The sequence below is a fragment of the Psychromonas sp. SP041 genome (genome assembly GCF_000470315.2).
In the GTDB taxonomy this organism is placed as follows: domain Bacteria; phylum Pseudomonadota; class Gammaproteobacteria; order Enterobacterales; family Psychromonadaceae; genus Psychromonas.
This window is the reverse complement of the sequence record NZ_CBRF02000009.1, coordinates 62,893-88,054: the sequence shown is the minus strand read 5'-3', so window position 1 is coordinate 88,054 and position 25,162 is coordinate 62,893. Positions and strand designations below refer to the sequence as shown.

Here is a 25,162-nt window from a genome sequence, read left to right as displayed (position 1 = left end):
ACCAACAATTTTAGGGGGTAGTTGCTGTATCAGATTCTAAGGAGTTGCCCTGATAAAATGAATAATGTTTGAAGGCAAAATATCGAAATGCTGAGAAACAGTTCAAAATACTTTTTTAAATATTTATATTCAATGAGTTAAAAGGAAAGGATTAATGAATTACAACGTACCGCAAGGTGAGTTTTTTAGTGATTCAATGGTAAAAGAGATCAAAGAAAAATTTTATCATGTGGATATAGATCCAATTACGAATAAAAAAAGATTATTTTACGATAATTCAGGTGGTGCTTTTAGACTAAAAGCTGCAAGTGAAACATTTAGAAAGTTAGATGAATTACCCGATTGTCCAGAGCATGGTAATGAGACAGCTAAATGGCTTATGGATATACAAAAGGAGGGTTATAAATCAATTGAAACAATGCTCAATATTGACTCCGGAAGTATTGTCACATCGCTTACTGCATCAATGGTTATGTTCGATATGGTTAGAGCGGTAATGGAGAACGTCCCAGGAAGCAACGTTGTTACCACTATGTTAGAGCATCCATCAGCTTATGACGCGATGGTCTCCTATGCTGAAAAAACCGGCAAGGAGTTAAGAATAGCAAAAACAAACCCTTTGACGGGCGGTGTGGATGTTGAAGAAATTACAAAACTGATTGATGAAGATACATGTTTACTGTGTTTTATGTATGCATCAAATGTTTCTGGTGCTTTGCTAGATGAAGAAAAAATTGTTGAACAAGCTAGAAAAATAAAACCAAATCTTTATATCATCGCAGACGCAGTTCAGCATGCTCCCCATGGGATTATTGACGTCACTAAAGTACCCGTTGACGGGATTAACTTTGCTCCCTATAAATTTTTTGGCCCTCGTGGTTTTGGCGTAGGTTATGTTTCTGAAAGACTTTCCAAAATACCTCACAATAAATTAATTGCTAAACCACATGAATTCTGGCAACTCGGAAGCCCAGCGCCTGCGCATTTTGCAGCACTTACAGAAGTTATTAATTATGTCTGTTGGATAGGTGAGCAGTATAGCTCTTCAGACAATAGAAGGGCACTTTTTGTCGAAGGAATGAATCGAATCAAACTGCATGAAAGAGCCTTGATGAATGCGATGTTAGAAGGCACGGGAAAGGTAAAAGGTCTTAGACATATAGAAGGTGTTCATGCTTATCTGGATTGTAATGATTTGACCAAAAAAGATTTTATCATGGCCATTGGCTTTGACAATCTAGAGTATAAAAAAGCAGTAGAGATGTATGAGGAAGCAGGCGTTATTACTTTTGAACGTCTTTTATCAAGTCCTTACTCATCAAGAATGCTTGAATCCTTTGGCTTAAAGGGGGCTATCCGGGTATCGCCTATTCACTGCCATAGTCTACAAGATATAGAAGAATTTTTAAAAATAACCGAAGAACTTTGTAATAAGTCAGATAGTTAATATAACTATTAATTTAACCGTTAACATTAACATTTCAAGGAGTAGAAAATGAAAATAGACGTACCAAAAGAGATCAAAAATAAAGAAAATAGAGCTGGGGTTGTAGCAATATCTTTAGCGTATTTTGTTGCCGGTGACTATGAGTTGTCTACCGACATAAACGCATAAATACAATTCAAATGAATGGTTAAATAATAGCTAATTTAGCGTTTTATATTCAACTAACATTATTTCGATTTCTGTTTGTTCTTAACTATCTTATGACCCTGCCTTCAATTATGACGGCTGGAGTTTACAAGTCTATCCAGTATTAAAGGCTAATATCGTTTTGCTAGGTAACTTGTTGAAGATAAATAAGTAGGGATGAAACAGGAAAATATTGAAAACAAATTAAAGAAAGGAATTAATATGTTTATTAAAAAACTAGCGATTACTGCAATCGCAGGCGCAACCTTAATGGCAACATCTGCTATGGCTCAGACTAAGCATGTTGTTATTGGTACTGGTGGTCAAACAGGTGTTTATTATCAGGTTGGTGGGGCAATTTGTCGCTTAGTCAATAAAGGCACAGCGAATCACGATATAAACTGTACACATACTACTGGCGGATCAGTGACTAATATTAATGGTCTGCGCTCTGGTAATCTGGATATGGGGGTCGCTCAATCTGATTGGCAATTCCACGCTTATAACGGTACTGCACCTGATCAATTCCCAGATGGTGCATATAAAGAGCTACGCTCTGTTTTCTCTGTTTATGCAGAACCGTTCACTGTTGTTGCTCGCACTGACTCTGGTATCAAGACATTTGCAGATCTGAAAGGTAAAAAAGTAAATGTAGGTAACCCAGGCTCAGGGTCGCGCGGTACCATGGAAATTGTTATGGATAAAATGGGTTGGACAATGGATGATTTTGCCGTTGCATCTGAGCTTAAGTCATCAGAACAATCTGCCGCTTTATGTGATGGTAAAGTAGATGCAATTATCTTCACTGCTGGACATCCAAATGGCTTTACACAAGAAGCAACGACTACTTGTGATGCGATTGTCGTACCGGTAGATAATGCAGAGACGCAAGCATTAGCAGCTGATAATCCTTATTATGCATTGACGACTATTCCTGGTGGCATGTACAAAGGTACGGATACAGATACGGTTACATTTGGTGTCGCTGCAACGTTTGTCAGTACAACCAATACAGATCCAGAAGTAGTGTACCAAATGGTTAAAGCTGTATTTGAAAACTTTAAACGTTTCAAAAAAATGCATCCTGCTTTTGCTAACCTAAAAGAAAGCGATATGATCACAAAAAATCTATCAGCCCCTCTTCATGAAGGCGCAGTACGTTATTACAAAGAAAAAGGCTGGATGTAATTCAGCAGTAAACTAAATAAAGCGGAAGTATTGATACTTTCGCTTTTTCATTTTTAAAATGAAATATACCCAAGCTGCTTTAACTCGAAGTAGCTTGGGTATAAAGAACATTAAATATGCATCATATAGAATAATTTAATTTTAAAAATGCAGTTACCAATAGAAAATTTCTGATGACTGAAAAAACGTTAATGAGCGACGAGGAACTGCAAGATCTTGTTGCTTCTACCGACACTGGTGGACGAAACCCAACCAGTACTTCAATACTAAAACTGATGGCTGGTGTTGCGTTAGTGTGGGCTCTATTTCAGATCTGGATTGCTTCTCCTTTACCTTTTACATTTGGTTGGGGTGTATTCTCAAGTGGGGAAGCGAGATCTATCCATTTGGGTTTTGCTATTTTCTTAGCTTTTTTATCTTACCCTGCATTTAAAGCTTCATCTCGAAAGCAAATACCAATGGCTGATTGGGCGTTGGCTATCTATCACACACCGAATATTCCATCACTTATCATCGTTTTTGTATAAAAATTCAAATATCATTCATTTCAATTACGCTAATTACCTCATCGACTGCTCGATTCTCTATATTTTAATTTCCTCACAAGTATAATAAAAAATAAATTTATATTTTTTATTATTTTATCAATAACTTAGATTCAAATAATAATACGAAACGTATTTCTGATCATAAGTAATTATGTGGAAGGGGCTTTGTTAGATATATGAAGAAGTCAGAAACTAAAAAGAGACATACAAGCATTTAATAATGCTAACGGTATGTCCCTTTTTTATATACTAAAGTTGATTAATCAGGTTATTTTTTAGTGAGCCGAAACAATATAAAAATAGTAAATCATAGATGATGCAATTAAGTAAATTGACCAATGATCTTCTTTGTATCGTCCTGTTGCCAATTTCAAGAAAGCATAAACTAACATCGCTGCTGCAATACCATTACCGGCGTTAAAACTGAAGATACTGACGGCAACACATACAAAAGCGGGTAGATACTCACACACATCATCGTAATTCACTTTTCGCATTGAGCCCATCATAATGATACCAATGTACATTAACACGGGAGCTGTTGCAGCTGTAGGAGTCATCGCAGCCAATGGCGCTAAGAATAAAATAAGCGTAAAACAAGCCGCGGTGACTAACGCGGTAAAACCAGTTCGACCACCTGACTCTACGCCTGCGGCACTTTCTAAGTAAGTTGTTAACACTGGGCAGGCAAATAATGCACCGACGGTTGTGGCTGTTGAATCTACATGGAAGTTTTTCTCTATACCGGGTAAATTTCCATCTTTATCTAGGTAACCCGCTTGTGAACCTAACCCTAAAAGCGCCCCTAAAGTGGAGAAAAAATCTGGAATAAAGAACGCCAGTAAAAAAGGTAAATACACAGGGCTAAGAGCACCTATAACATCGAGTTCAAACATCATTCCGTCCATGCTACCTGGCATTTGGAATAAGTGGTCGGGAACGCTGGTAATACCTAATGGAATGCTGACTAAGGTAATAATAAGCACTGAGATGATGATGCCACCTTTAATGTTACGTGATGTAAAAAACAACACCAAAAAGAAACCAACAATGGCCAATAAAACTTCCATTGTTGCTAAGTCACCAAAAACCAGTACATTTTTACGTGCGTTTGCGACAACTATGCCTGCTTGTTTAAAGCCAAGTAAGGCGATGAATAAACCAATTCCTACACCTACGGATACTTTGACACTCTGTGGAATGATACGCACAACAAAGTCTCGCACACCTAAGAATGAGACAAGCATAAATAAGACACCACTTATAAAGACGATACCTGCAGCAATACTTAAAGGGACATCGTTACCTAATAACGTATAAGAGAAGATAGCGACACTACCAAGACCAGGCCCTAATACAAAAGGACGGTTGGTGTAGAGTGCCATGGCAATGGTGGTTATTACGGTCATAAAAATAGTCACAGTAAATGCGCTATCGAAAGGGATCCCTCCTTTACTTAACATACCAGGTACAACCGCAACCATATAAGCCATGGTGGCGAAGGTGGTAAATCCCGCAATAATTTCGGTTTTTAAGTTTGTTTTATTACCTTTAAAATCAAACCATTTAGCGATGCTAAATCCAGATGTTTTTGTCACTGTGTCCATGTTGCTTCCTTTCAGTTTGGGGTTAATTTAGCGTCGGTATTTAATTAGTTGTGCTTCTGTTGTAACAGGTTGTTCTGATAAACATGATCTGAGTGAGTCAAATGCTAAAGCCCATTCAGCTAGCCATCGTGTTTTTATGTGTTGTGGTGCCCAACTTGCTTCAATGCTATTGATCATCATGTGTCGTAAGCTGGTTAAGTCGAAACCAAAATCTTCAACCATGACTCGATAGCAGTTAGCGCTGGTGGTATTGTGAATATGCCAATCATCGGTACAAGGGATAATATTCAGGCCTGCTTTCGCCATGTCGCGTATAGGGTGCTTTTCTGCCCAATCACGATGATCTGGCCATTTCTTGTAATAGAAGGTGTTTGATGGAATGACGGTAAACGGAATACCTTGTTGTGCGTATTTTTCTGTGAGTGCTGGGTTATCAATAATCGTGTAACCATGGTCGATACGGTCAACGTTAATCAGTTCAATACCTGTCTCAACATTTCGCCAATGTAAACCAAACTCTGAACAATGTGCTGTCAGTTTCAAGTCATGTTGTTTTGCAAGAGAATAGGCTTTCCAAAAATGCTCAACGGGCGCTTGATGTTCTTTATAGTCGATGCCAAGTCCTAGAACATAAGGGTGCGGAAAAGTAATCATTTGCTCAATTAATTCAACGGCAACTTCTGGAGATTTTTCACGGTTGATAGAGGGAATTAAGCGAATGATCAATCCCATCTCTTGTTCTACATAGTCAATCGCTTGTGCTAACGCTTCTGTGACTTGTTGGTAAGTTAATTCAGTATCACTTGGATTCCAGAATGTTTCGATATAGCGAACGCCACAGGCATGTGCATCTTCTGCGACTTCAATTAATACGCGAATGTAATCTTCTGGTTCACGCATTAACTGGTATAACAATGTCAGTGCTTCAATACCGCCTTTAGCGATACCTGTTTGACCTTGATGAGCACGGTAATAACATTTAGCATCAAATTCCGATAATTCAACGTGATATTTATCAGCAAACGCGAGCATGGTTTCAAGTCTTACGCCACCGAGTAGATGATAGTGAAGGTCGGCTTTAGGAAATTGATGATAAAACTGATCTAACGTAATAGAAGGTGAACTCATAGCTGCCTTAATCATTTAATAAAAATGCATAGATTAAGAGAGTATCTGCTTGTTGGCCTTTAATGTTAAATGCAAATAACGACATGTTAGTGCTGTTTCGGCATTGATTTTTAATTTTAGTGCTGTAAAAAGGCTAGCTATCGACTTCCCATGGGTAGTTTATTTGCCAATCAGATTGCACTTGAAGGTTAATATTTTTCCAAAAATCTTCAGCTTCTTTTCTTAAGGGAGAGGGGTTACGGTACAAACGTATTTGATAAGGCAGTCGATATAAAAGCGGTTCAATTGCCACTAATTTACCTGCTTTTAGCTCTTCTTGAATCAGCGCATCGGGTAGCCAGGCGATACCTTTCCCGCGTAAAGCCATCTCTTTATGTAAATGACACATTGATGATTCAAAGACTTGGTAAGTATTAAGCTTTGTTACTTCCGGTTGATATTGTTCAATCAATCGAGCGCTATAAGATTCTGCACTATAACCAATAATAGGCGTATTGCTGATGTGCGGGTTAAATAATGGTTTACCTTCTTTATCTGCTAAAGAGGTTAACAAGAAGTTACCATGGCCAATTTTAATATTTTGAAAGGGTGGTTGTAATAAAGATAAAATCTCAAAACCAAGAAAGAAGTCACAATTACCATCCATCAGTGATTGCATTGCAAAGTCTACTCGTAGAATATCAATAGAAAAACGTTGTTGTTCAAGACTGTTATGTTCAATGAGGTCTAGTAAAATAGGCGATGATAGCGAATGTGGACTAGCAATTCGTATCGGATTAGACAGTGGTTTTTCAATGTTATTAAGTAGGTTTAAGCCATCTTCCATTTGTGAAATCATGTTATAGGCTATGTTTTTAAACTGACGTCCTGCTGGCGTTAAGCTGATTGGCGTCGTTGCGCGATCAATTAATGTTTTACCAACCGCTTTCTCTAGGGAACGAATATGGCGGCCAAAGGCGGGTTGTGTAATATGACGCGCTTCTGCTGCACGTGTAAAATGCTGCCATTCAGCTAGTGCTAAAAAATCTTGTAGCCATTTAGTATCAATATTCAATGCTTCATGTCCTTTTTCTAATCTCTCTAATGGCTTTAAAATGGTAACTGATTTTGAATTTCTTGTAGTGCATCACTATTTAAAGTGCCTTTAACAAAACTTTTTGCAGAGTAATACCTATTTAACAATACCTATTTAACAAGGCTTATTTAATATCGATGTGGAATCGCCACTGAGTTAATTAGATATTAATTCATCATACTACGTTGTATTTCATTCTTAGCGTTTAAAGCAATGTCAACAAATGCATTAACTGTCGCGCTTGTATTATTTTTCTTATATTGAACTTGTACTGGAATTTTTGTAGTGGCATTATCTAACGTAATGAAATGGCAACCTTCACTGTATAGTTTACGAATGCAATAAGGGGCAATAGCGACACCTAAACCTGCTGCTACTTCAGTGACTAAAGTCTGCATGTGTCTTGGGTGGCTAGTAATATTTGGTGAAAACCCTGCTTGTTTGCAAAGTATGATGGTTTCATCAAATAACCCTAGTGCTTCATCTCGATTAAAAATAATAAACGATTGGTTTTTCAGCTCTGCTAAATTGATGCTCTTTTGTCCTGCTAACTCATGTTGTTGATTAACAATTGCGACCAGCTTATCGATATATATATCATGGTGGATAAATTCATTATTAATAGTGCTAGGTAAAGGACGTGAGAATGCGATATCAATTCGGTCGTTTTTGAAAGCTTCAATTTGTTGTGTTGCGGTCATTTCAAATAAAGTTACATGTACTTCTGGAAACAGTGCTTTATAAGTACGCACTAATTCAGCCATAAACGTTAAACATGCTGAACTTAGGTGGGCGATGTTAAGGGTTCCTGTTTGTCCATTATGAGCACGTTTAACTTGAACTTTAGCTTGTTTGGTCAGCGCTAAAATAACGCTCGCATCCTTTAATAATTGCTCACCAGCTTCTGTAATGGCAACGTCTCTGGAGTTACGGTTAAATAATGTGACGCCGAGTTCTGCTTCTAATGCTGCAATGTGACGACTAATAGCGGGTTGGACGGTATTTAGATCTCGAGCTGCTTCAGAAAAGCTTTTATATCTAGCAACCACGATAAAGCTGTTTAATGTTTTTATATCCATCTTACTTTTCTCATCAATACATTATTATCTAAGCGTGCTTATCTATACACTTTTCTCTAAATTTTTATCTAAACATTGTTATTTAAAAATGGGTATTTAAAAAGAGTTATTTAAAGAGGGTTATCTACATAATCTCATCATACTGGGTTCAATGACTCTTCATCGTTTAAATCATTACCTATGCAATTATTGTATAGATTCAATAAAATATTATCATTTTTGTTATTCAAACAGAACCTCTATTATCCACACATATTGAGTTACTGAGCATTATTCTCTGAGGATAAAAATGACCAACACAGAAAAAAATCAATCGTTAAGTCGATTCATATTATTATTAATGACAACCGCAATTGCAGCAACAGCAGCAAACCTTTATTACAGCCAACCCATCTTACCTTTGATTGCTGATGAGTTTAATTTAACGCATTCACAGCTTGGTAGTATCCCAGCGTTAACACAATTTGGTTATGCCTTTGCGTTGCTCTTTATTTCACCCTTAGGTGATTCTATTGCTCGTCGCAAACTGATTGGTATTTTATCGTGTTTATTGGTGGTGGCTTGTAGTGCTGCGGTAGTCGCGCCTAGTTTAACTATTTTACTTATCGCAGTATTTTTAATTGGAGTCAGCGCGAATATCACGCAGCAATTAATTCCTTTTGCCGCTTCAATGGTATCGGCTAAAAACAAAGGTGCAACATTAGGCACGTTAATGATGGGGTTGACCATTGGCATTTTATTATCAAGGACGTTAAGTGGATTTATTGGAGAGCACTTTGGTTGGCGAAGTGTATTTATTATGTCTGCGCTATTGGCTGCTATTTTTGGTGTGCTTTTACGTACATTTTTGCCAACCAATAAACCGCATACTGATTTAGGTTATTTCTCTCTGATTAAAAGTACAGTGTCTTTATTTGTAAAGCATAAGTCATTACAAACTTATACATTAGCAGGTGCTTTTTGGTTTGCTTCTTTTAACGTGCTCTGGGCTACATTAGCTATTTATGTTAGTGATGCACCTTTTAATTACAATGCACAACAAGCAGGTTTATTTGGCGTGATTGCATTGGCAGGGGTTATTGGTGCTAAATCGTCTGGAAAATGGGTTAATACATTAGGCTCTAAAAAGTTAGTTCTGATGGTATTAACGTTAGCTGCGATTGGTTTTGCGATTACTGGTGTATTTGCTGGGAATCTTATTGCATTAATTATCGGTATTATTTTAATCGACTTTGCCATCTTCAGTGCACAGGTAGCGAACCAAGTTCGTGTATTTAGCATTGATCCAAGTGCACAGAGTCGTATTAATGGTATTTATATGCTCGGCTATTATTTAGGAGGGGCATTGGGTTCAATGGCAGGTGTTAAAGCATTTGCAATGTATCAATGGCCGGGCGTCGTTGTCGTGAGCATTATCTTTATTTTGATTAGCGCAGTTTTTAATGCTTTCGCTAAAAAATAATCTATTAGCTAAGTTTTACTAAGCCTTACTAACGTTTCGTAAAAGATCCCTTACTTTCATTACCTTAATGTATTTGAAAGTAAGGGAAATTTCTATATGGTTAATACTCTTCTTTATTTGTATCTTTAACCTTATCTACACCTACATTTATATCTGGAACTGTACTTGTATCACTATTGAGTCGAGTATCAGTATCGGTCATATTACCATCATGGTCATTGTTACTATCGTTACTATCGTTACTATCGTTACTTATCTGCTCTTTCATTGCTGCTCTCATCTCTTTTTCTAAGGAAACAAACAATTCAATAAAGTCGTTAAATAGATAGCTTTCTTTATTCGCATCATTCCAAGCTTTATGCAGCTCTTCATGGTGATCTAGCTCAGTTTGATAATAAAGAGCTTTGGCTTTTTCAGCTTTTTTCTCATCAAACCCTAATACTTTTAACGCGCTTTTACTCATTTCTAATGCAGTAAAGTAAGATTCAATAAATACGTGATCTGCTCCCGCTTCTTCGAGAAGATAGGCATGTCCACGGTCATACGCTCTGGCAACGATAGGTAGGTGCGGATGGAATTGCTTCACATGTTTTACTAAGTGCAATATGTTTTCTGGGCCATCAATGGCAATCACTAATAACGACGCTTCTTCAAGGCCGGCTGTGTAGAGCAAACTGGAGTCTGTTGCATCGCCATAATAAGCATGAATATCCACTTTTCTTACACGGTCAATCATATCGGTTGAACGATCTATTACGGTTGTTTCAAAACCATTTGCCATCAACAAGCGATTGATGACTTGTCCGAAACGACCAATGCCTGCAATAACGACTTGGCCTTTTTTCTCAATATTATCTGCTTCTTTTTTCGGTTGAACAACGAGATATTTTTTGGTGATCACTTTGCCATAGAATATGAATAAAAGTGGTGTTAAGAACATAGAAAGCGTGATAACAGGGGAGAGGATCGCAACCCATTCTGGTGGTAACGCCTGACTTTGTGATGAAAAGCTTAATACCACAAAACCAAATTCACCTGCCTGCGCTAAGCTTAACGTCAATAACCAACCATCTGACTTTTTAATCTTAAAAATAATCGCTAAACTTAATAGTACGGCTGCTTTTATAACGATTACTGCAATAGTTAATCCACTGATTAATAAAAAGTTATCACTAATTACAGCAAAGCTAATACCAGCGCCTACGGTGATAAAAAACAAACCTAATAATAACCCTTTAAAAGGTTGGATATTACTTTCTAATTCATGGCGAAACTCACTGTTTGCTAGCACAACACCAGCTAAAAATGTACCTAACGCTGGCGATAAACCTACGACGCTCATTAACGCTGAAATAGAAATAACTAATAATAATGCAGTGGCGGTATAAAGTTCTCGTAATCCAGATTTGGCAACCAACGTAAATAATGGCTTAGAGATATAATGTCCAGCAGCGATGATCAAACCAATCACGATCACAATCGCGCCTGCATATTGCCAACCCGATAAGTTCTCAACTAATGAAACATTATGGTGCTCTGTGACTAATGAACTGGCTTCTGGCATACCAAAATAGGCTGGAATAGCCAATAATGGAATCACTGCAAGCATCGGGATTACTGCGATATCTTGAGATAACAAGATAGAAAATGCAGCTTGGCCACCGTCTGTTTTGTTGAGAGACTTTTCAGCAAAACTTTGCATCACAATCGCTGTTGATGAGAGTGAGAAAATAAGCGCAACAACAAGCGAGGGTTGCCATGGGAAATCTAATGCGACACCAATAGATGTGATAATTAACGTTGTTAATCCAATCTGTAAACCACCTAAGCCAATCAATCTATTTTTCATATTCCATAAGGCTTTAGGTGATAACTCTAAGCCAACAATAAATAGCATCATGACAACACCAAATTCTGCAAAATGCTGAATAGTGTTCGTTTCTTCACCTGCTAATCCGGTAATAGGGCCAATGATTACACCTGCACTGAGGTAACCAAGCACTGAGCCTAATCCAAATCTTTTAGCAAAAAGAACGCATATTACCGCGACTAAAAGGTAAAGAGCAGCTTGAATAAAATAAGTGGTCATATTGTAAATTCTTTATATTGTAGTGTATGAATAAAATAGAGTATTAATGAACGTTACTAAGCGTATTTTTTGTCATTATTTAAATCGTTTATGGAGAGATTTGTTGTGAACAACGATTGAAAGAATGCAATCAATAATATAACAATAGGAGCTTAATATAAAAGTGATAATTGATAGATTTTTTTAAAAATTGCATTCATTTAACGCTTTAATTCATCGTTAATAAAATAAATCTTTTAAAGAAAGGGAAATGACTTAACCAATGGCTTAAAATCTTTTCGTTATGACTATAAGCTTCATAACTATTGTCTACAAAACACTCCATTATTATCTAATCAATGTAGATTAACATGGTGCTTAAATTTTATATTGTTGAGCTTATAAGGTGATTTCTCTACGGCAATCATTCACTTCAACTTGCAAGAAATCTCCTAATAATTCAGCATCTTGTAACAGCTGCTGTTGATTATTATGATTTAAAATATTAATTCTTCGCCCATGCTCTGTTAATAAATTGAGTTCATAACAGTGATAATTTGGAGCGTGTTTAGACTGGATAATTTTGTTGTTAATGTGTAAAGAAATAATGTGGTGTAATTTTACGTCTCTATCTCTATGGTTATCAAAAAGGCCAGATGCCTTATTGAAGCTAGCTCGTTTCAAAAAAGGCTGAATTAGAGATAAACCAAAAGTTGCAATAGCAATACCAAAGCCACCTACAAAAATAACAAGATCATACATGGTTGTCACGATTAATAGGTAAGTAGCAAGAATCAATAGAAAACTGCCGACTACAATATATACCATGCAGAATAACATAGCGGTAATCGTTGGTTTTAAGTGCGCTAAATCGTCTGCAACAATTACAGTATGAGATAAAAAATTTGGACCATCCTTGAGTAAAGGGCGATTTAAATCAATGGTTAGTTTGGCCGTATTTTGCATATTGATCCTTTCCTACCGTATTTTCTCCCGTTATAGAGAGCTTGGTTAACCATGTTCCGTCTGGTTTACTTTTTAGGCTGATGTCATATTTTAAAAAACATGAGTATAGGATGTTATGTTTACAAATAACATATACAAAGCAGAAATTTTTGTATAAAAAAAGGCTAGCGCATTTTACTGCGATAGCCTTAGGATAAGTTAAATATTCATTTTAAAACAGGTTGATATTCACATGTTTAATAAATTGATTGTTAATGTCGGACATTAACAATCATAACTTTATTGAGATGCTTATTTAGAATGCTTTTCGTAGGTTTTTATTTCGCCTGATTTAACACGTGCGATGAAAGATTGTAGTTCTTTCTTCACAACTGGCATTAAGAAATATAAACCAATGATATTGAAAATAGACATTGCAAAGATAGCTGCATCAGAGAAGTCGATAACAGCTCCAAACTGAATCGTCGCACCGATAACAACAAATACACAGAACATTAGTTTAAATACTAACTCTTTACCTTTACCTTCACCGAATAGGTAAGTCCATGCTTTTAGACCGTAGTAAGACCAAGAGATCATTGTTGAGAATGCAAACATAACTACTGCTAATGCTAGTAAGTATTTAAATACGCCAGCTGTTTCAGTAAATGAAGCGGCAGTTAGTGTTACACCTGTTAAACCGCTACCGTCATATGGTGCAACGTTTAAACCAGCAATGGTGATAACTAATGCTGTCATTGTACAAATCACAACCGTATCAATAAATGGTTCTAGTAATGATACTAAACCTTCAGTGATTGGCTCTTTTGTTTTTACTGCGGAGTGAGCAATTGCTGCAGAACCGACACCGGCTTCATTGGAGAAGGTTGCACGTTTTAAACCTTGAATTAACGCACCAACAAAACCACCAACAACACCAGCACCTGTGAATGCACCTTCGAAGATAGCGGCGAATGCAGGACCAACTTGACTGATATTAACTACAATAACAATAACGGCCATACCAACATACAGAGCAGCCATCCAAGGAACCACTTTTTCTGTTACTGATGCGATTGAAGGCATACCACCGACAATAACAGAGAATACTAATGCTGCTAATACTACACCAGTGATGATGCCGTATTCACTTGGTACATCAAACGCGTACGTTAACATTGCGTGTGCTTGGTTGGCTTGGAACATATTACCGCCACCTAACGCACCTAAAATACACATTAATGCAAAGCCGATCGCTAATGCTCTACCTAGACCGCCTAAACCTTTCTCGCTTAAGCCTTGGCTTAAATAATACATTGGACCACCAGAAACAACGCCTGACGGTAAAATCGTTCTGTATTTAACACCTAAAGTACATTCACAAAATTTAGATGCCATGCCTAATAAACCACATAGAATCATCCAGAATGTTGCACCTGGGCCACCAATCGCAAGAGCCGCACCTACACCAGCAATATTACCTAGGCCAACAGTCCCTGAAAGCGCAGTTGTTAATGCTTGGAAATGAGATACTTCACCTTCATCTTTAGCGTTAGGGTCAGTGTATTTACCTTTAACAATATCAATTGCCATGCCTGCACGTCTAAATTGAATAAAGCCAAAGTAAATAGTAAAGATTAAAGCTGCTAATAATAACCAACCTACGATAAGAGGAAAGTTAGCTTCGCCAATTGGTACACTTTTAAAAATTAAAGCAACAAACCATCCCGTATAGTCATTAAAAAAACCATCGACTAATTCACTAAATGCTGCAATAGACTGACCAAAAGAACCCGCTTCTTCGGCAAAAGCGCTGGTACTAAAGGCTAATAAAAATACAGATAAAACTTCTCGTATATTTCTCATATTTACTTCCTTGTAGGTTATTTGATTTAAAACAAGTTTTTCTTGTATAAACAGTATAGGTATTTTTCTTTGGTTTCATTAACTGTATTTTGCAGATATTTTATACGTTTGAAGTGGATTAAACTGAATTTTTTCCTTAAACAGCATAAAAAACTATTATTTTTACAATGTGAAGTGAAACAAACCTAAATTGTATTGATATTAAGTGGTTTGTCTTAATAATAAAAAGGTAAATGAATCGAGTTAATTAACTTTAATGTCGCGTTTGTAAATTTGAAAAGGTGAATCTAAATTCAGCAATGTTGTGATAATACTACGAATTAAATACTTTTAACCAATTAGAGTGTGCTTTCTAAGTCACCTAGTAAGTTGTTGTACTCAGTGTTTACGCTTCTTTATTTTTATATCTGATGAGAGTGCAGAAGCGTTCTTTATACCTGCCTAAATTTGTTATTAACCAGAGGAACTGAATACGCCTTTTTTAATCTTCATTTTTCACTAGCGCTGTAATTGACATTTTCTGATTAACGCTTTCTAATTTGATTGGCGCATTCAGCTAATACAATTGCCCCTGCGGTAGATACATTAAGTGAGTTTCCCATACCAAACATCGGAATGTGTATATGTTGGTGACTGAGTTTTAATGCCGCTTCACTTACACCTTTACGCTCATTACCTAATACTAGCACCGTTTTTTCTGGGTAATTAACATCACTGTAATCAATCGATTCATGACATAATTCGACACTGTGTACGGTATAACCTTCATCAATTAGCATTTGTAGACTTGCTGTTGTGCTATCACTATATTCAACGATTACCCATTTTGCTTCATTTCGAGAAGCCTTCTTCATTTTTTTATCTGAAATACTCAATGCGCCTGCACCACATATAATCACTTTTTCGATAGCAAAGGCATCAGCCAAACGAATAAAAGCGCCAATGTTATAGCTGTTAGTGACATTGTCTAATACAACTATTAAGGGGGTTTTTGGTTTATCTAAGTATTCGTCACGGGTTGGTTTGTTCTCTCTCAGATCTTCTTTGCTCATTTGTATCTTTAAATCGTTTGTACTGCTTATATTTATAGTATTTTTATCTGTCATTTTTTACTCTTTTGGTTTTAGCAGTGTTTATTATTTAATGTCATTTTTGCTTTAGTAAGCTTCTAGTGAACGAAATGAAATGAACAATAATCGAACAAATTTAGTGGTGAATTTTATGATAAATATTGCGAATATTAATGGGGGGCTATTATCACTTATGTAGATGAACGTGTCGATGTTGGTAGGTCAATTTGTACAAAAAAATAAAATGAATAGATAAAATGGATTTGCTAACAAGGAAAATGAAATAAATTATATGCACTTATAATTAGTCGTTTCGCTGTGCAGTGAAGTTAAAGTGATCTTCTGATGTGCTTATTACGTATAATGCTGTTGAATATAGGGCATAGTGACTCTGTAAATCATTCTGTTTAACTGCTCTCTATCATCTGATTTTTTACTTAAGTACATTTAACCAAGTTTAACCATACCTTATACATTTATCTAAAATGGAGCTTTAAATGTTAACACTATGACCTAATTGTGAATGTTGCGATAAAGATTTACCTCCTGAATCTGTTGACGCTTTTATTTGTACTTTTGAATGTACATTTTGTGCCACTTGTACTGAAACAATATTAGATTTTACTTGTCCTAACTGCTCAGGGAATTTAGTTCAACGTCCAATTAGAACGATAGCGTCTCTCAAAAAAAATCCTGCATCTACTCTGCGCGTATTAAAATCACATAGTTGTATGAAAAAATAATAAGATTAAATATTTATCTCTTTTAAAGAGTTTTATCTTCTATGCTTTTATAGCTATTAATGCGTTAAAAATCAATGGTATGAAAAAAAGACTATGAAATAACACTATAAAAAAGACTGTAAAATATTCACATCACAAAATACTATCGAATAACGTTGTTAACAAATAACCAAAGATCGTTTGTTAAATTGCTCAGCTTAATCATCTTAACTTACCACTTAAATACAATTTTATAATCTAAGGGAAATTTAATGAATATTAAATTTAAAAAGTTTATTGGCATACCATTAGCGCTTGCACTCACTGTCCAGCTATCAGGCTGTGGCACTATTTTAAAACCAGAAAGAAAAGGGCAACGTTCTGGCCAACTTGATGTCGGTATTGTGGCATTAAATGCAATTGGCCTATTATTTTTCCTTGTACCTGGAGTGATCGCCTTCGCAGTCGATTTCAATAATGGCACTATCTATTTACCTGGCGGTTCTGCTTCAGTTGATGACGATGATGTGAATATTGTATATATCGACGGTGAAGTGACGAATGAAAAAATTGAACAAGCTATCTTAGAACAGACGGGCGATATTGTTAGTTTGAATGATAGTGATGTGCAATCAAGTTACAATATGGGCAGTGACTTTAAAAATGAAGTTAGGTTTTTATAACGCTTCACCCGCCATCTCATCATGGTTATGCCAGATAGAATGTAAAGCTGGTATTAATACGGCCATTATCACTTCATTTTAAATTTTCTATTCCAATTAAGCGGCTGTCACTAAATGTGATAGCCGTTTAATTTTTATTTTTCATTCTCTTCGATAGCATCAACTTCTGTTCTAGGATCCATTTCATAGGCGGCAGGTCCAGCCATATCAGTGACGGTTCGAAACTCTTCTTTTTCTTCTAACGTTGATGGTGGGATATGACTACGACGTCTAAATAAAACAATGATAAAAAAGATGATAAGTGATCCACTAGTAAAAGCATAAAGTCCATCGGCCCCCATTAAACCCATCGTTAATGATGCTAAAGGAGCGCCAATAGCCGATGATATTCCTAATGTGATAAGCATAGCACTGCTTATTTCCACAAAATCATCAGACGTTGCGTTATCGTTTGCATGAGCTAAACATATTGCATATAAGGTCATGCAGCTACCTCCCCAGAAAAAAGCAGAAATGAAAGCCGGCCAACCCGCAAAGACACTAACAAAATGAGGTAAATAAACGAATGATAGTGAAACGGCTGCTCCCATTAAAGCGGCATACATCAACACCGTTCTTCTATCAAACTTATCTGATAGTTTTCCTAACGGCAATTGAAAACAAGCTCCTCCCAGTACGGTTGAGGATAAAAACAGACCTAATTGACTGCTATCAAAACCATTATCCGTCGCATATATCGGGGCTAAAGACCAAAAAGCACCTGTCACTAAGCCTGCTACGATGGCTCCAATAAGGGCTATATGTGAGTGTTGCCAAACCTTAACCATGTTTAATTTTACTTGATGTACCACAGCCGGTGCTGCAGAGCGTGTAAGTGAAACAGGAATGATCGCAATGGATATTAATATCGCTGCTAAACTAAATAGCATAACATCTTCAACAGCTGCCCCTAAGTTAAATAATTGTTGTCCACACATCACCATGATTAAATTGAGCGTTGTGTAAATTGAAAGTATTGAACCGCGATTTTGTGGCGTCGCATTACCATTTAACCAACTCTCTATGATCATATATAAGCCTGAAATAACAATACCAATGACGAATCGAAGTAACATCCAACTATAAAATTCAGGTAATAAAGGGAAAATTAAGATCACGACAGAATAGGAGGTTGCTAGTACTGCAAAGCTTCGGATATGGCCAACTCTTTTTAACATATAAGGCGTTGCTAAGCATCCCGATACAAATCCCAAGAAGTAGGCTGATCCGGTCAATGCGACCTGAGTATCAGAAAAACCTGCTTCACTAGCCGCAATCGGTAACAATGTTAATAACAAGCCGTGCCCAAGTAATAAAAAGGCATTAGACATGAGTAATGAGGAGATCGGGATTAGTGCACGTAACATATAACTCCAATAGGGATGGCTTTAATGCAGTGGTTGTTTCACTTTCATTATGGCGATACCAAGATTATTTGTATGTGATTCATTTTTTTAGGTAATAGGGCTGTAAAATATTGTTAACTTTAATTAAGTGATTATTTAAAGAGTTCACCGAATAAATGAGTTAATGAAAGAACTATGCCAATAAGTTTTTAATATTTTATACTTATTTATCATTGGTTTAGTAATATTGTCTTTAATACAATTAATGGTTTAGCACCAATTTGGTTTGAATGTTATTAATCTGCACTTTTTTTGAACAATGTTATTTTCAATATAAAGGCTTAAATTCAAAGCGATATAAAATATATCAATGGGCAATTTGGATTATTTGTTTGTTTACTGGAAATTGTTGAAGCTTTATTGCCAGGTTAAAAGGTTAAAAGGTTAAAAGGTTAAAAGGTTAAAAGGTTAAAAGGTTAAAAGGTTAAAAGGTTAAATTTTTAGCTGATGTAGATTTGAGAGAATTATTTACAGGGTCTCAACGGCTAATTTAACCTTTTTAACTATTAGTGCTTAATGTTTCTTCATTTTATGATGTTACAAGACTATTGATTATTTAAGCGCTTTTTTCAGTTTGCGGGTGTTTCGCTTCTGCTCTGTCTTTTAATTCTTGTCTTGCTTCTGAACGTTTTTCTTTACGCTTTAACGCTGCTGCAAAACGTTCTCGCTCTCTATCCGTTTCACAAATTACCTGTGGGATAGGGCGTGGCTTTCCTTCTGGATCAAGTGATACAAAAGTAAGGTAGGCAGATGCTGTATGACGTACTTCACCGGTTAATACTGCTTCAGCTTCAATTCGAGCACCAATTTCCATTGATGTTGAACCAACATAATTAACACTTGTTTTTATTCTTAGGATATCACCAACATAAACAGGAGAGTGGAAATCTAAACGGTCAAGCGAAGCCGTGACGGCATTGCCACCAGTATGACGCATGCCGACCATACAAGCAGTATTGTCGACTAATTTCATTATTGAACCACCATGAACATTGCCGGCGATGTTAGCGTCGACATCCATCATTTGTTGAACAACCGTAATGGTACTGAATGCAATTGTTTTTGGTTCCATATTGTCTTCGATATAAGCGTCAGTGGGTCTAACTTGTTTTCTATCGATGATTTTTACAGCTTTCATGGTTTCTCCAGATTAAGGTCGGTATTGAGAATTGTCTGACTTTGCAAAAAATGCCACCATTTCGGATCTGCGTCACACTTTTTGCTTTCTAGGCTAGTATAAATATTTTTCAATAGAATTGTTAATAAATTGTTATTAATTTTCATTTAATATGAAAATTAATGTTAATCATGATGAATGTTGGATGATTTGTAGGCGATAATAGAGGGTTGTTGTTAGGAGTACTAAGTTATAGGTAGTGACCTGAAACTGTAAATAGCCATAAAAACAGGGAACAGATTATTTTTATTGAGCAAAGTTACTATTCAATATTTTTGTTTGATATTTGACCAATTGTAATATGTTGACTTTAAAATGGAGGTTCAACATCATCGTGTGGAGGCAAAGCTTTATAAAATGATTAATTATAAAGTGAACATCGCAAGAGATTGATTCTTATAAAGAGATAAGAGTATAAAAATTTATAAAGCTGAATAAGCTATTAACGAACACCAGAACCTAATAAAAGGCTAAGGTGTTCAACATAATATTAAATCAGTTTTGATATATCACTTCTATTGACTCCATTCAATAACAGAATAAAAGTGAATATTTAACCTAATGCTTATTTAGCGCTTGCTTCTAATTGGTTTGCTATCTCAATAAGATCGCGTCCAATCAGGTCTGGTTTTGCTGCAAGTGGGTAAAGTGCTTTACCTGGACGCATAATAAATGCAGTTTTCCAACCTGCTTTATCTGCGCCTGCTAAATCCCAAGCATGTGCTGCGATTAACATTGCATCTTCAGGTGCTACATTCATTTCTTTTTGTGCCCATTCATATACTTTTAAATCAGGCTTAAATGTTTTTAAGTTTTGAACCGTTAATGAACCATCAAAATATTGCGCTAGATTTGAGTTTTTAAGTTGAGCCGCGATACCTGCATCAGATGAATTAGTTAACGTGATCATGGTGTATCCCATTGCACGTAATTTTTTCAAACCTTCAACAACATCTTTATGCGGTGCTAAGTCTCTGAAGGGTGTTAGTACTGCTGTGCGCGCTTCTTCTGGTGTTAGTTTGATGTTTTGTTGGTTTGCAATCATTTCTAATGATGCAATACCAATTTCAGCAAAACTATTATATTCGCCAGTTACATTACCTACTAATGAATAATGTAGCATAGTAGTAAACCAATAAGGGACGAGCTCATCTCTTCCACCTAGTGCTTTAGACACTGATTTACCTACGTTGCCTAAGTCTAGAAGTGTCTCATTAACATCAAAGAAAATGACCTTTGGTTTTATTTGCTGACTTGAAGTTGAATCTTGAGAGTGTGCAACGGTTGACATTAAGCTCATCGACATCAATAAGCCAATCATAAAAGTTTTAAAACGAATCATTATAAAAAGTACCTGTAAGTTAAATTGTAAAGATTTTAAATAAAGCCTATAAACGACGTTATAGCACTTTAGTAAACGAAAAACGGTCTGACACTTGAAAATAGAAATAGACCGTTCCATTACAGACCCTTGAATATCATTTTAAATTTCAATTATTTTGTATTTATTAACATAAACTATTTATTCATGATTTTTTTATTGGTGGTAATGCCCAAGAAAAAGGTTGTTACGCTTTATTTATTGTAAGGTTGTAGTGATCTTTAATTGTTAAACAAACGTTTAGTTACTTTAAAAAGAGGTGCTTTATTAGTAAACTTGTATGACATTGTTGGTAACAAACAATGTCAAATGAACGAAACTCTACTCTTATTGTTCTTTTCTTCTGACCAATGATTAACTATTTCGGCTGCCTAATTAAAAATCTTGGTGTATTCATTTTACGACAGGTCTTTTCTAACAAATGAAATATAGGATATATGTTTATGATGCAAGCAGTAGTCTTAGGTGGGATGGCGTTTAGTCCTTTGGTTATTTATATCCCGATAGCTTTTCTCTTATCTGCATTAACTCGTTTTACTTTACACCGTCTAGATTGGCATGATCGACTTTGGAAAGTCGCATGGTTTGAAGTGTCACTTTTTGTCTGCTATTTCGCCTTAACTGTCTATTTATTGAGTGGAAGATAAATTTTATGAAAAAATATCTACGTATTACTTTTACCATTGCTATCGTGATTGCTGCTGTGTTTGCTGGGCGTTGGGTTTGGACTGACTATATGCATACGCCTTGGACTCGTGACGGACGGATTCGAGCTGATATTGTTACCGTAGCCGCGGATGTCTCAGGTTGGGTGACCGCTTTAAATGTGAAAGATGGTCAAGCCGTTAAGAAAGGACAATTACTTTTTAGTGTGGATAATAAACGTTATCAAGCAGCTTTAGAAAAGGCTAAAGCGAATACGGAAAGTGCATTATTAACGTGGGAGTTAGCTAAGCATAAATACAACCGCCGTGTAGCATTAAATACTCAGAAAGCAATCAGTGAAGAAGATTTAGAACTAACTCGTATCAATAGAAACATTGCAAAAGCAAGTTATGACCTTGCTAAAACAGAGCAGGATTTAGCGCAGTTAAATGTTGATAGAACTGAGGTTGTTGCCCCTGTGTCGGGCCAAATAATTAATTTGAATTTACGCCAAGGTAATTACATAGCGCAGGGCGTTTCAGTTTTTGCCATTGTAAAATCTGACTCTTTTTATGTAACAGGCTATTTCGAAGAGACTAAAATTCCACTGATTCATGAAAATCAACAAGCCAAAATAGCATTACTGAGTGGAGGTAAACAGCTCACCGGGCATGTGGTGAGTGTCGGTAAAGCCATTGCGAATACTAATACACAAAGTAATAGCCAACTGTTACCACAGGTTCAACAAACGTTTAACTGGGTACGTCTATCACAGCGTATTCCTGTTGATATTCAGTTAGACGAACTACCACAAGATACTCAACTGAGTGCCGGTATGACAGCCACCATACATCTCGCGACACAATAAGGAGAAGACTTTGGGTGTCGTTTTACGTAATTTATTTTCCCCGAAAAAACAGGCCGTTATTTTTGCGATAAAAGGCGTGCTTGCGATGGCCATGGCGTTAACTATCGCAATGGCGCTTAATCTCGAACGACCTTATTGGGCATTAGTCTCTGCTATTTTTTTACAGTTACGTCCTGAAAGTGGATTAGTGATTGAAAAAGCAATTTGCCAAATAATAGGAACCATTATCGGGGGCTTATTTGGCATCTTATTGTTAAGTATGTTGATGCCTTACCCGTATTTAGCGTTAGGCACGCTGGCTATTTGGTTAGGGTTAAATTCAGCATTATCAGCCATGGTGAGACAAGCTAATTTTGTTTATGCTTTTGCAATGGCGGCGGTAACTGCGGAAATTATTGTCCTTTTAGTGATGGTTGATCCCACTTCTGTTAGTAGCCAAGGTATATTCGATGTCGCTCAAGCTCGCATGAGTGAGATTATTATAGGATCTATTTGTGCCGGTCTTGTTAGCCATTTATTTTGGCCTGTAAAAATAAAACACTCACTACAAAATCAAGCGAGAACGGTGATAAACCAAACGTTAGATTATCTCGCGAAAGAACTCGATACTAAAGGGACACATGAAAAACGCCATACTCAAATCGATGGTGTGATGGCAACGTTAGGCGCTATCAACGACGACTCCAGCGCAGTACGTTATGAAGGGCCAAAAGGACCAGGTCGTTCAAGAGCGGCCAATCAATTGGCACAAAAAGTATTATCTTTATTGGCATTGATTCAAATTTTTGGACGTTTACAACGTAATCATTCAGCGCTAATTACTTCTGATTTAAAAGAATTATTTGATCGACTTAAAGCTGTACTGGCCAGTATTGCTGCATCGGATAATTATGAATTTTGCGCTAAGGAAATTAAACACTTTCGTAAAGAGTTAACTGAATGGCGAGTCAATAACACATGTGAGGCGCCATTTGAATCACACATGTTTAATGTTGCTTTAGATATAGCGGCGGATTTAACTATTTTACTGCGTGCATATAAAGCACTAGAAGAGCGTGATAAAACCTTGTTGAATGCTCCAAGTATGCTGACTTACCGAGATCCTTTAGCGGGCGTGATTGTTGGTTTTAGAACGTTATTGGTCTTTGTGATTGGTGCATGTATTTGGATAAGTACTGGTTCATCTGCTGCGTTGATGGTTATGATTTTACCAGTTATTTTTTCTATTATGTTAGCGCGTATACCTTTATCTATTTTACGTGTGGTGATTAAACGCTTATTAATGGGGGTGGTGGTAGCTTCTTTTGTCACGATTTTCTTCGCACTTAATTTACTATCGCAAAGTGGCGGACAGCTGGAAATATTATTGTTGGTATTGGCTGGCCCTTATTTTTTGGGGCTACTATTACTTGCTGATCGTGAAACATTACCGTATGGCTTAGGCTTTTGTGTGCCGTTTTCGATTTTAGTGAGACCCAGTACCGATATGAGTTTGGCATTTTCAATTGATTACACCTTAAGTGCGGCAATGGCTATTTTTGCCGGAGTGAGTATTTTGTTTTGGATTTTTCATTTGTTTACAGGGCCTAGTATTCAGCTATTAGTAAGCCGAGTTTTTAAAGCGACCCATAAAGATTTGATAGACATTGAGCACCAGAAAGCGCCTGCAATTTGGTACAACCGTCGAATGTCAGATAGATTATTAAGATTGATTAATCACGATCAAGGTTCTCATTCTCGTGCTATTACCGACCTTGCTTTAACCGGACTTAATTTAGGTCATGCCACGGTTCGGGTACAGTCAATCTGCGAAAATTTAGCGGGTAAAAACTTAAAGCATTTAAAACAATGGCAACATAAATTGGCTGATGCCTTCCTATTAGCTAGCACAGGCAAGTGTAATGACGATTTCAAACAAACCTCCGACTTATTATCGCAAGAGCTTATTTCTGAAGTCGGCGACTCTGCTCAAGTAGAAGCGATTCAGGGGATGTTTATTCGTATTAATCTCACTTTAGAAAGAAGTGCACGTAAAATAGCCCTGTAAATACCTCAAGCTGATCAAAGGAATGAGTGATTTTAAATGAGTGGTGATGATTAAAGTGCTTCTCTTTAACCAATCTAATAACAGTCTATTTAGACCGCGTAATAAAGACTATATTTTAAAACGTAACCTACTTTTAAACTGTCTTAATATAAGTTTTATTATTATCAAATAAAGCGCTAAAAGCCGTTCATTTTGAACATCAAAATAACCTTGATGCCACTCTTTAATACTCCTTTATTTTTTTGATGTTTAGTCGCCAATAAAAGCTAATAAATAACTTGGATATCGCTTAATTATTTCGTTGTGCTTAGAGAATTTCTATGTACAATCTGCAAAAAATAGAAGGGGTTAATTTTTTGAAATATTTTGGCCGTTTTTACACCCATAAAAACACAAGATATTACTCACCTAACACCTAAATTTAGTGGCTCTATCGCGTTTTCACTTTATCCTATCTATTGTTTTTTATACTTTCTTAAACCCTATCAAGTTTAAGCTTATTTTAACTGCCATTATGGCTCGACT

Annotated in this window: 19 protein-coding genes and 1 pseudogene; 9 read left to right on the top strand and 11 right to left on the bottom strand. The window is 36.4% G+C overall.

The features are described 5' to 3' along the window. Positions 1-154 precede the first annotated feature (154 nt). The 3 genes from SP041_RS06995 (at position 155) to SP041_RS06985 (ending at position 3,348) form a co-directional block, all read left to right on the top strand. The gene (locus SP041_RS06995) at positions 155-1,447 is read left to right on the top strand and encodes an aminotransferase class V-fold PLP-dependent enzyme (protein ID WP_137297481.1); all 1,293 of its coding nucleotides are present in this window, start codon (positions 155-157) and stop codon (positions 1,445-1,447) included. Positions 1,448-1,855: 408 nt separating this feature from the next. Beyond that, on the top strand, positions 1,856-2,821 hold the full coding sequence (locus SP041_RS06990) for a TAXI family TRAP transporter solute-binding subunit (RefSeq protein WP_137297480.1): 966 nt from the start codon (positions 1,856-1,858) through the stop codon (positions 2,819-2,821). 173 nt (positions 2,822-2,994) lie between these two features. After that, on the top strand, positions 2,995-3,348 hold the full coding sequence (locus SP041_RS06985) for a hypothetical protein (protein ID WP_137297479.1): 354 nt from the start codon (positions 2,995-2,997) through the stop codon (positions 3,346-3,348). Positions 3,349-3,644: 296 nt separating this feature from the next. Here SP041_RS06985 and SP041_RS06980 read toward each other — a convergent pair whose 3' ends face one another. From SP041_RS06980 to SP041_RS06965, 4 genes are all read right to left on the bottom strand, one after another. Continuing rightward, complete coding sequence (locus tag SP041_RS06980; protein ID WP_025564902.1) at positions 3,645-4,976, bottom strand: NCS2 family permease; 1,332 nt, start codon at positions 4,974-4,976, stop codon at positions 3,645-3,647. A 27-nt stretch (positions 4,977-5,003) separates the two neighbouring features. Further along, positions 5,004-6,104, bottom strand: a complete 1,101-nt coding sequence (locus tag SP041_RS06975) for an adenosine deaminase (RefSeq protein WP_025564901.1) — start codon at positions 6,102-6,104, stop codon at positions 5,004-5,006. A gap of 133 nt (positions 6,105-6,237) precedes the next feature. Further along, positions 6,238-7,158, bottom strand: a complete 921-nt coding sequence (locus SP041_RS06970) for a LysR family transcriptional regulator (RefSeq protein WP_025564900.1) — start codon at positions 7,156-7,158, stop codon at positions 6,238-6,240. A 188-nt stretch (positions 7,159-7,346) separates the two neighbouring features. Further along, a complete protein-coding gene (locus tag SP041_RS06965) occupies positions 7,347-8,258 on the bottom strand; it encodes a LysR family transcriptional regulator (RefSeq protein ID WP_025564899.1) in 912 nt (303 codons plus the stop codon). Positions 8,259-8,547: 289 nt separating this feature from the next. On the opposite strand from SP041_RS06965, the gene SP041_RS06960 reads away from it, so the two are divergent. Then, positions 8,548-9,720, top strand: coding sequence for an MFS transporter (locus tag SP041_RS06960; RefSeq protein WP_025564897.1), 1,173 nt, complete (start codon positions 8,548-8,550; stop codon positions 9,718-9,720). A 100-nt stretch (positions 9,721-9,820) separates the two neighbouring features. On the opposite strand, the gene SP041_RS06955 is transcribed toward SP041_RS06960, so the two are convergent. The 4 genes from SP041_RS06955 to SP041_RS06940 form a co-directional block, all read right to left on the bottom strand. Beyond that, positions 9,821-11,809, bottom strand: coding sequence for a cation:proton antiporter (locus tag SP041_RS06955; protein WP_025564896.1), 1,989 nt, complete (start codon positions 11,807-11,809; stop codon positions 9,821-9,823). A gap of 378 nt (positions 11,810-12,187) precedes the next feature. Beyond that, on the bottom strand, positions 12,188-12,754 hold the full coding sequence (locus tag SP041_RS06950) for a hypothetical protein (protein ID WP_025564895.1): 567 nt from the start codon (positions 12,752-12,754) through the stop codon (positions 12,188-12,190). Positions 12,755-13,045: 291 nt separating this feature from the next. Continuing rightward, the gene (locus SP041_RS06945) at positions 13,046-14,599 is read right to left on the bottom strand and encodes an alanine/glycine:cation symporter family protein (protein WP_025564894.1); all 1,554 of its coding nucleotides are present in this window, start codon (positions 14,597-14,599) and stop codon (positions 13,046-13,048) included. A 524-nt stretch (positions 14,600-15,123) separates the two neighbouring features. Next, entirely contained in the window at positions 15,124-15,705 is a 582-nt protein-coding gene (locus SP041_RS06940; protein ID WP_025564893.1) for a TrmH family RNA methyltransferase, read from the bottom strand. A gap of 488 nt (positions 15,706-16,193) precedes the next feature. Between SP041_RS06940 and SP041_RS06935 the strand changes: the two are divergent. Both SP041_RS06935 and SP041_RS06930 read left to right on the top strand, forming a co-directional pair. Beyond that, positions 16,194-16,412, top strand: a pseudogene (locus SP041_RS06935) (DUF1272 domain-containing protein); the annotation flags it as partial. Positions 16,413-16,663: 251 nt separating this feature from the next. Further along, complete coding sequence (locus tag SP041_RS06930; protein WP_025564892.1) at positions 16,664-17,074, top strand: hypothetical protein; 411 nt, start codon at positions 16,664-16,666, stop codon at positions 17,072-17,074. Between the two features lie 134 nt (positions 17,075-17,208). On the opposite strand, the gene SP041_RS06925 is transcribed toward SP041_RS06930, so the two are convergent. The 3 genes from SP041_RS06925 to SP041_RS06915 all read right to left on the bottom strand — a co-directional run bounded on the left by SP041_RS06925 (position 17,209) and on the right by SP041_RS06915 (position 21,038). Next, on the bottom strand, positions 17,209-18,480 hold the full coding sequence (locus SP041_RS06925; RefSeq protein ID WP_025564891.1) for an MFS transporter: 1,272 nt from the start codon (positions 18,478-18,480) through the stop codon (positions 17,209-17,211). Positions 18,481-19,075: 595 nt separating this feature from the next. Next, positions 19,076-19,657, bottom strand: coding sequence for an acyl-CoA thioesterase (locus tag SP041_RS06920; protein WP_205961178.1), 582 nt, complete (start codon positions 19,655-19,657; stop codon positions 19,076-19,078). Between the two features lie 604 nt (positions 19,658-20,261). Next, the gene (locus tag SP041_RS06915; protein WP_025564889.1) at positions 20,262-21,038 is read right to left on the bottom strand and encodes a haloacid dehalogenase type II; all 777 of its coding nucleotides are present in this window, start codon (positions 21,036-21,038) and stop codon (positions 20,262-20,264) included. Positions 21,039-21,520: 482 nt separating this feature from the next. On the opposite strand from SP041_RS06915, the gene SP041_RS06910 reads away from it, so the two are divergent. Genes SP041_RS06910 through SP041_RS06900 form a run of 3 tightly spaced genes read left to right on the top strand, consistent with a single transcriptional unit; the run spans position 21,521 to position 24,637 of the window. Further along, on the top strand, positions 21,521-21,724 hold the full coding sequence (locus SP041_RS06910) for a DUF1656 domain-containing protein (protein ID WP_025564888.1): 204 nt from the start codon (positions 21,521-21,523) through the stop codon (positions 21,722-21,724). A 5-nt stretch (positions 21,725-21,729) separates the two neighbouring features. After that, on the top strand, positions 21,730-22,590 hold the full coding sequence (locus SP041_RS06905) for an HlyD family secretion protein (RefSeq protein ID WP_025564887.1): 861 nt from the start codon (positions 21,730-21,732) through the stop codon (positions 22,588-22,590). Positions 22,591-22,600: 10 nt separating this feature from the next. Further along, positions 22,601-24,637 (top strand): FUSC family protein, encoded by a 2,037-nt coding sequence (locus SP041_RS06900; protein ID WP_025564886.1) that lies wholly within the window; start codon positions 22,601-22,603, stop codon positions 24,635-24,637. Positions 24,638-25,162: the final 525 nt, after the last annotated feature.

Coding starts and splice junctions, on each gene's coding strand:
- SP041_RS06995 (WP_137297481.1), top strand. CDS start 155: ATGAATTACAACGTACCGCAAGGTGAGTTTTTTAGTGATTCAATGGTA.
- SP041_RS06990 (WP_137297480.1), top strand. CDS start 1,856: ATGTTTATTAAAAAACTAGCGATTACTGCAATCGCAGGCGCAACCTTA.
- SP041_RS06985 (WP_137297479.1), top strand. CDS start 2,995: ATGACTGAAAAAACGTTAATGAGCGACGAGGAACTGCAAGATCTTGTT.
- SP041_RS06980 (WP_025564902.1), bottom strand. CDS start 4,976: ATGGACACAGTGACAAAAACATCTGGATTTAGCATCGCTAAATGGTTT.
- SP041_RS06975 (WP_025564901.1), bottom strand. CDS start 6,104: ATGAGTTCACCTTCTATTACGTTAGATCAGTTTTATCATCAATTTCCT.
- SP041_RS06965 (WP_025564899.1), bottom strand. CDS start 8,258: ATGGATATAAAAACATTAAACAGCTTTATCGTGGTTGCTAGATATAAA.
- SP041_RS06960 (WP_025564897.1), top strand. CDS start 8,548: ATGACCAACACAGAAAAAAATCAATCGTTAAGTCGATTCATATTATTA.
- SP041_RS06955 (WP_025564896.1), bottom strand. CDS start 11,809: ATGACCACTTATTTTATTCAAGCTGCTCTTTACCTTTTAGTCGCGGTA.
- SP041_RS06950 (WP_025564895.1), bottom strand. CDS start 12,754: ATGCAAAATACGGCCAAACTAACCATTGATTTAAATCGCCCTTTACTC.
- SP041_RS06945 (WP_025564894.1), bottom strand. CDS start 14,599: ATGAGAAATATACGAGAAGTTTTATCTGTATTTTTATTAGCCTTTAGT.
- SP041_RS06940 (WP_025564893.1), bottom strand. CDS start 15,705: ATGACAGATAAAAATACTATAAATATAAGCAGTACAAACGATTTAAAG.
- SP041_RS06930 (WP_025564892.1), top strand. CDS start 16,664: ATGAATATTAAATTTAAAAAGTTTATTGGCATACCATTAGCGCTTGCA.
- SP041_RS06925 (WP_025564891.1), bottom strand. CDS start 18,480: ATGTTACGTGCACTAATCCCGATCTCCTCATTACTCATGTCTAATGCC.
- SP041_RS06920 (WP_205961178.1), bottom strand. CDS start 19,657: ATGAAAGCTGTAAAAATCATCGATAGAAAACAAGTTAGACCCACTGAC.
- SP041_RS06915 (WP_025564889.1), bottom strand. CDS start 21,038: ATGATTCGTTTTAAAACTTTTATGATTGGCTTATTGATGTCGATGAGC.
- SP041_RS06910 (WP_025564888.1), top strand. CDS start 21,521: ATGATGCAAGCAGTAGTCTTAGGTGGGATGGCGTTTAGTCCTTTGGTT.
- SP041_RS06905 (WP_025564887.1), top strand. CDS start 21,730: ATGAAAAAATATCTACGTATTACTTTTACCATTGCTATCGTGATTGCT.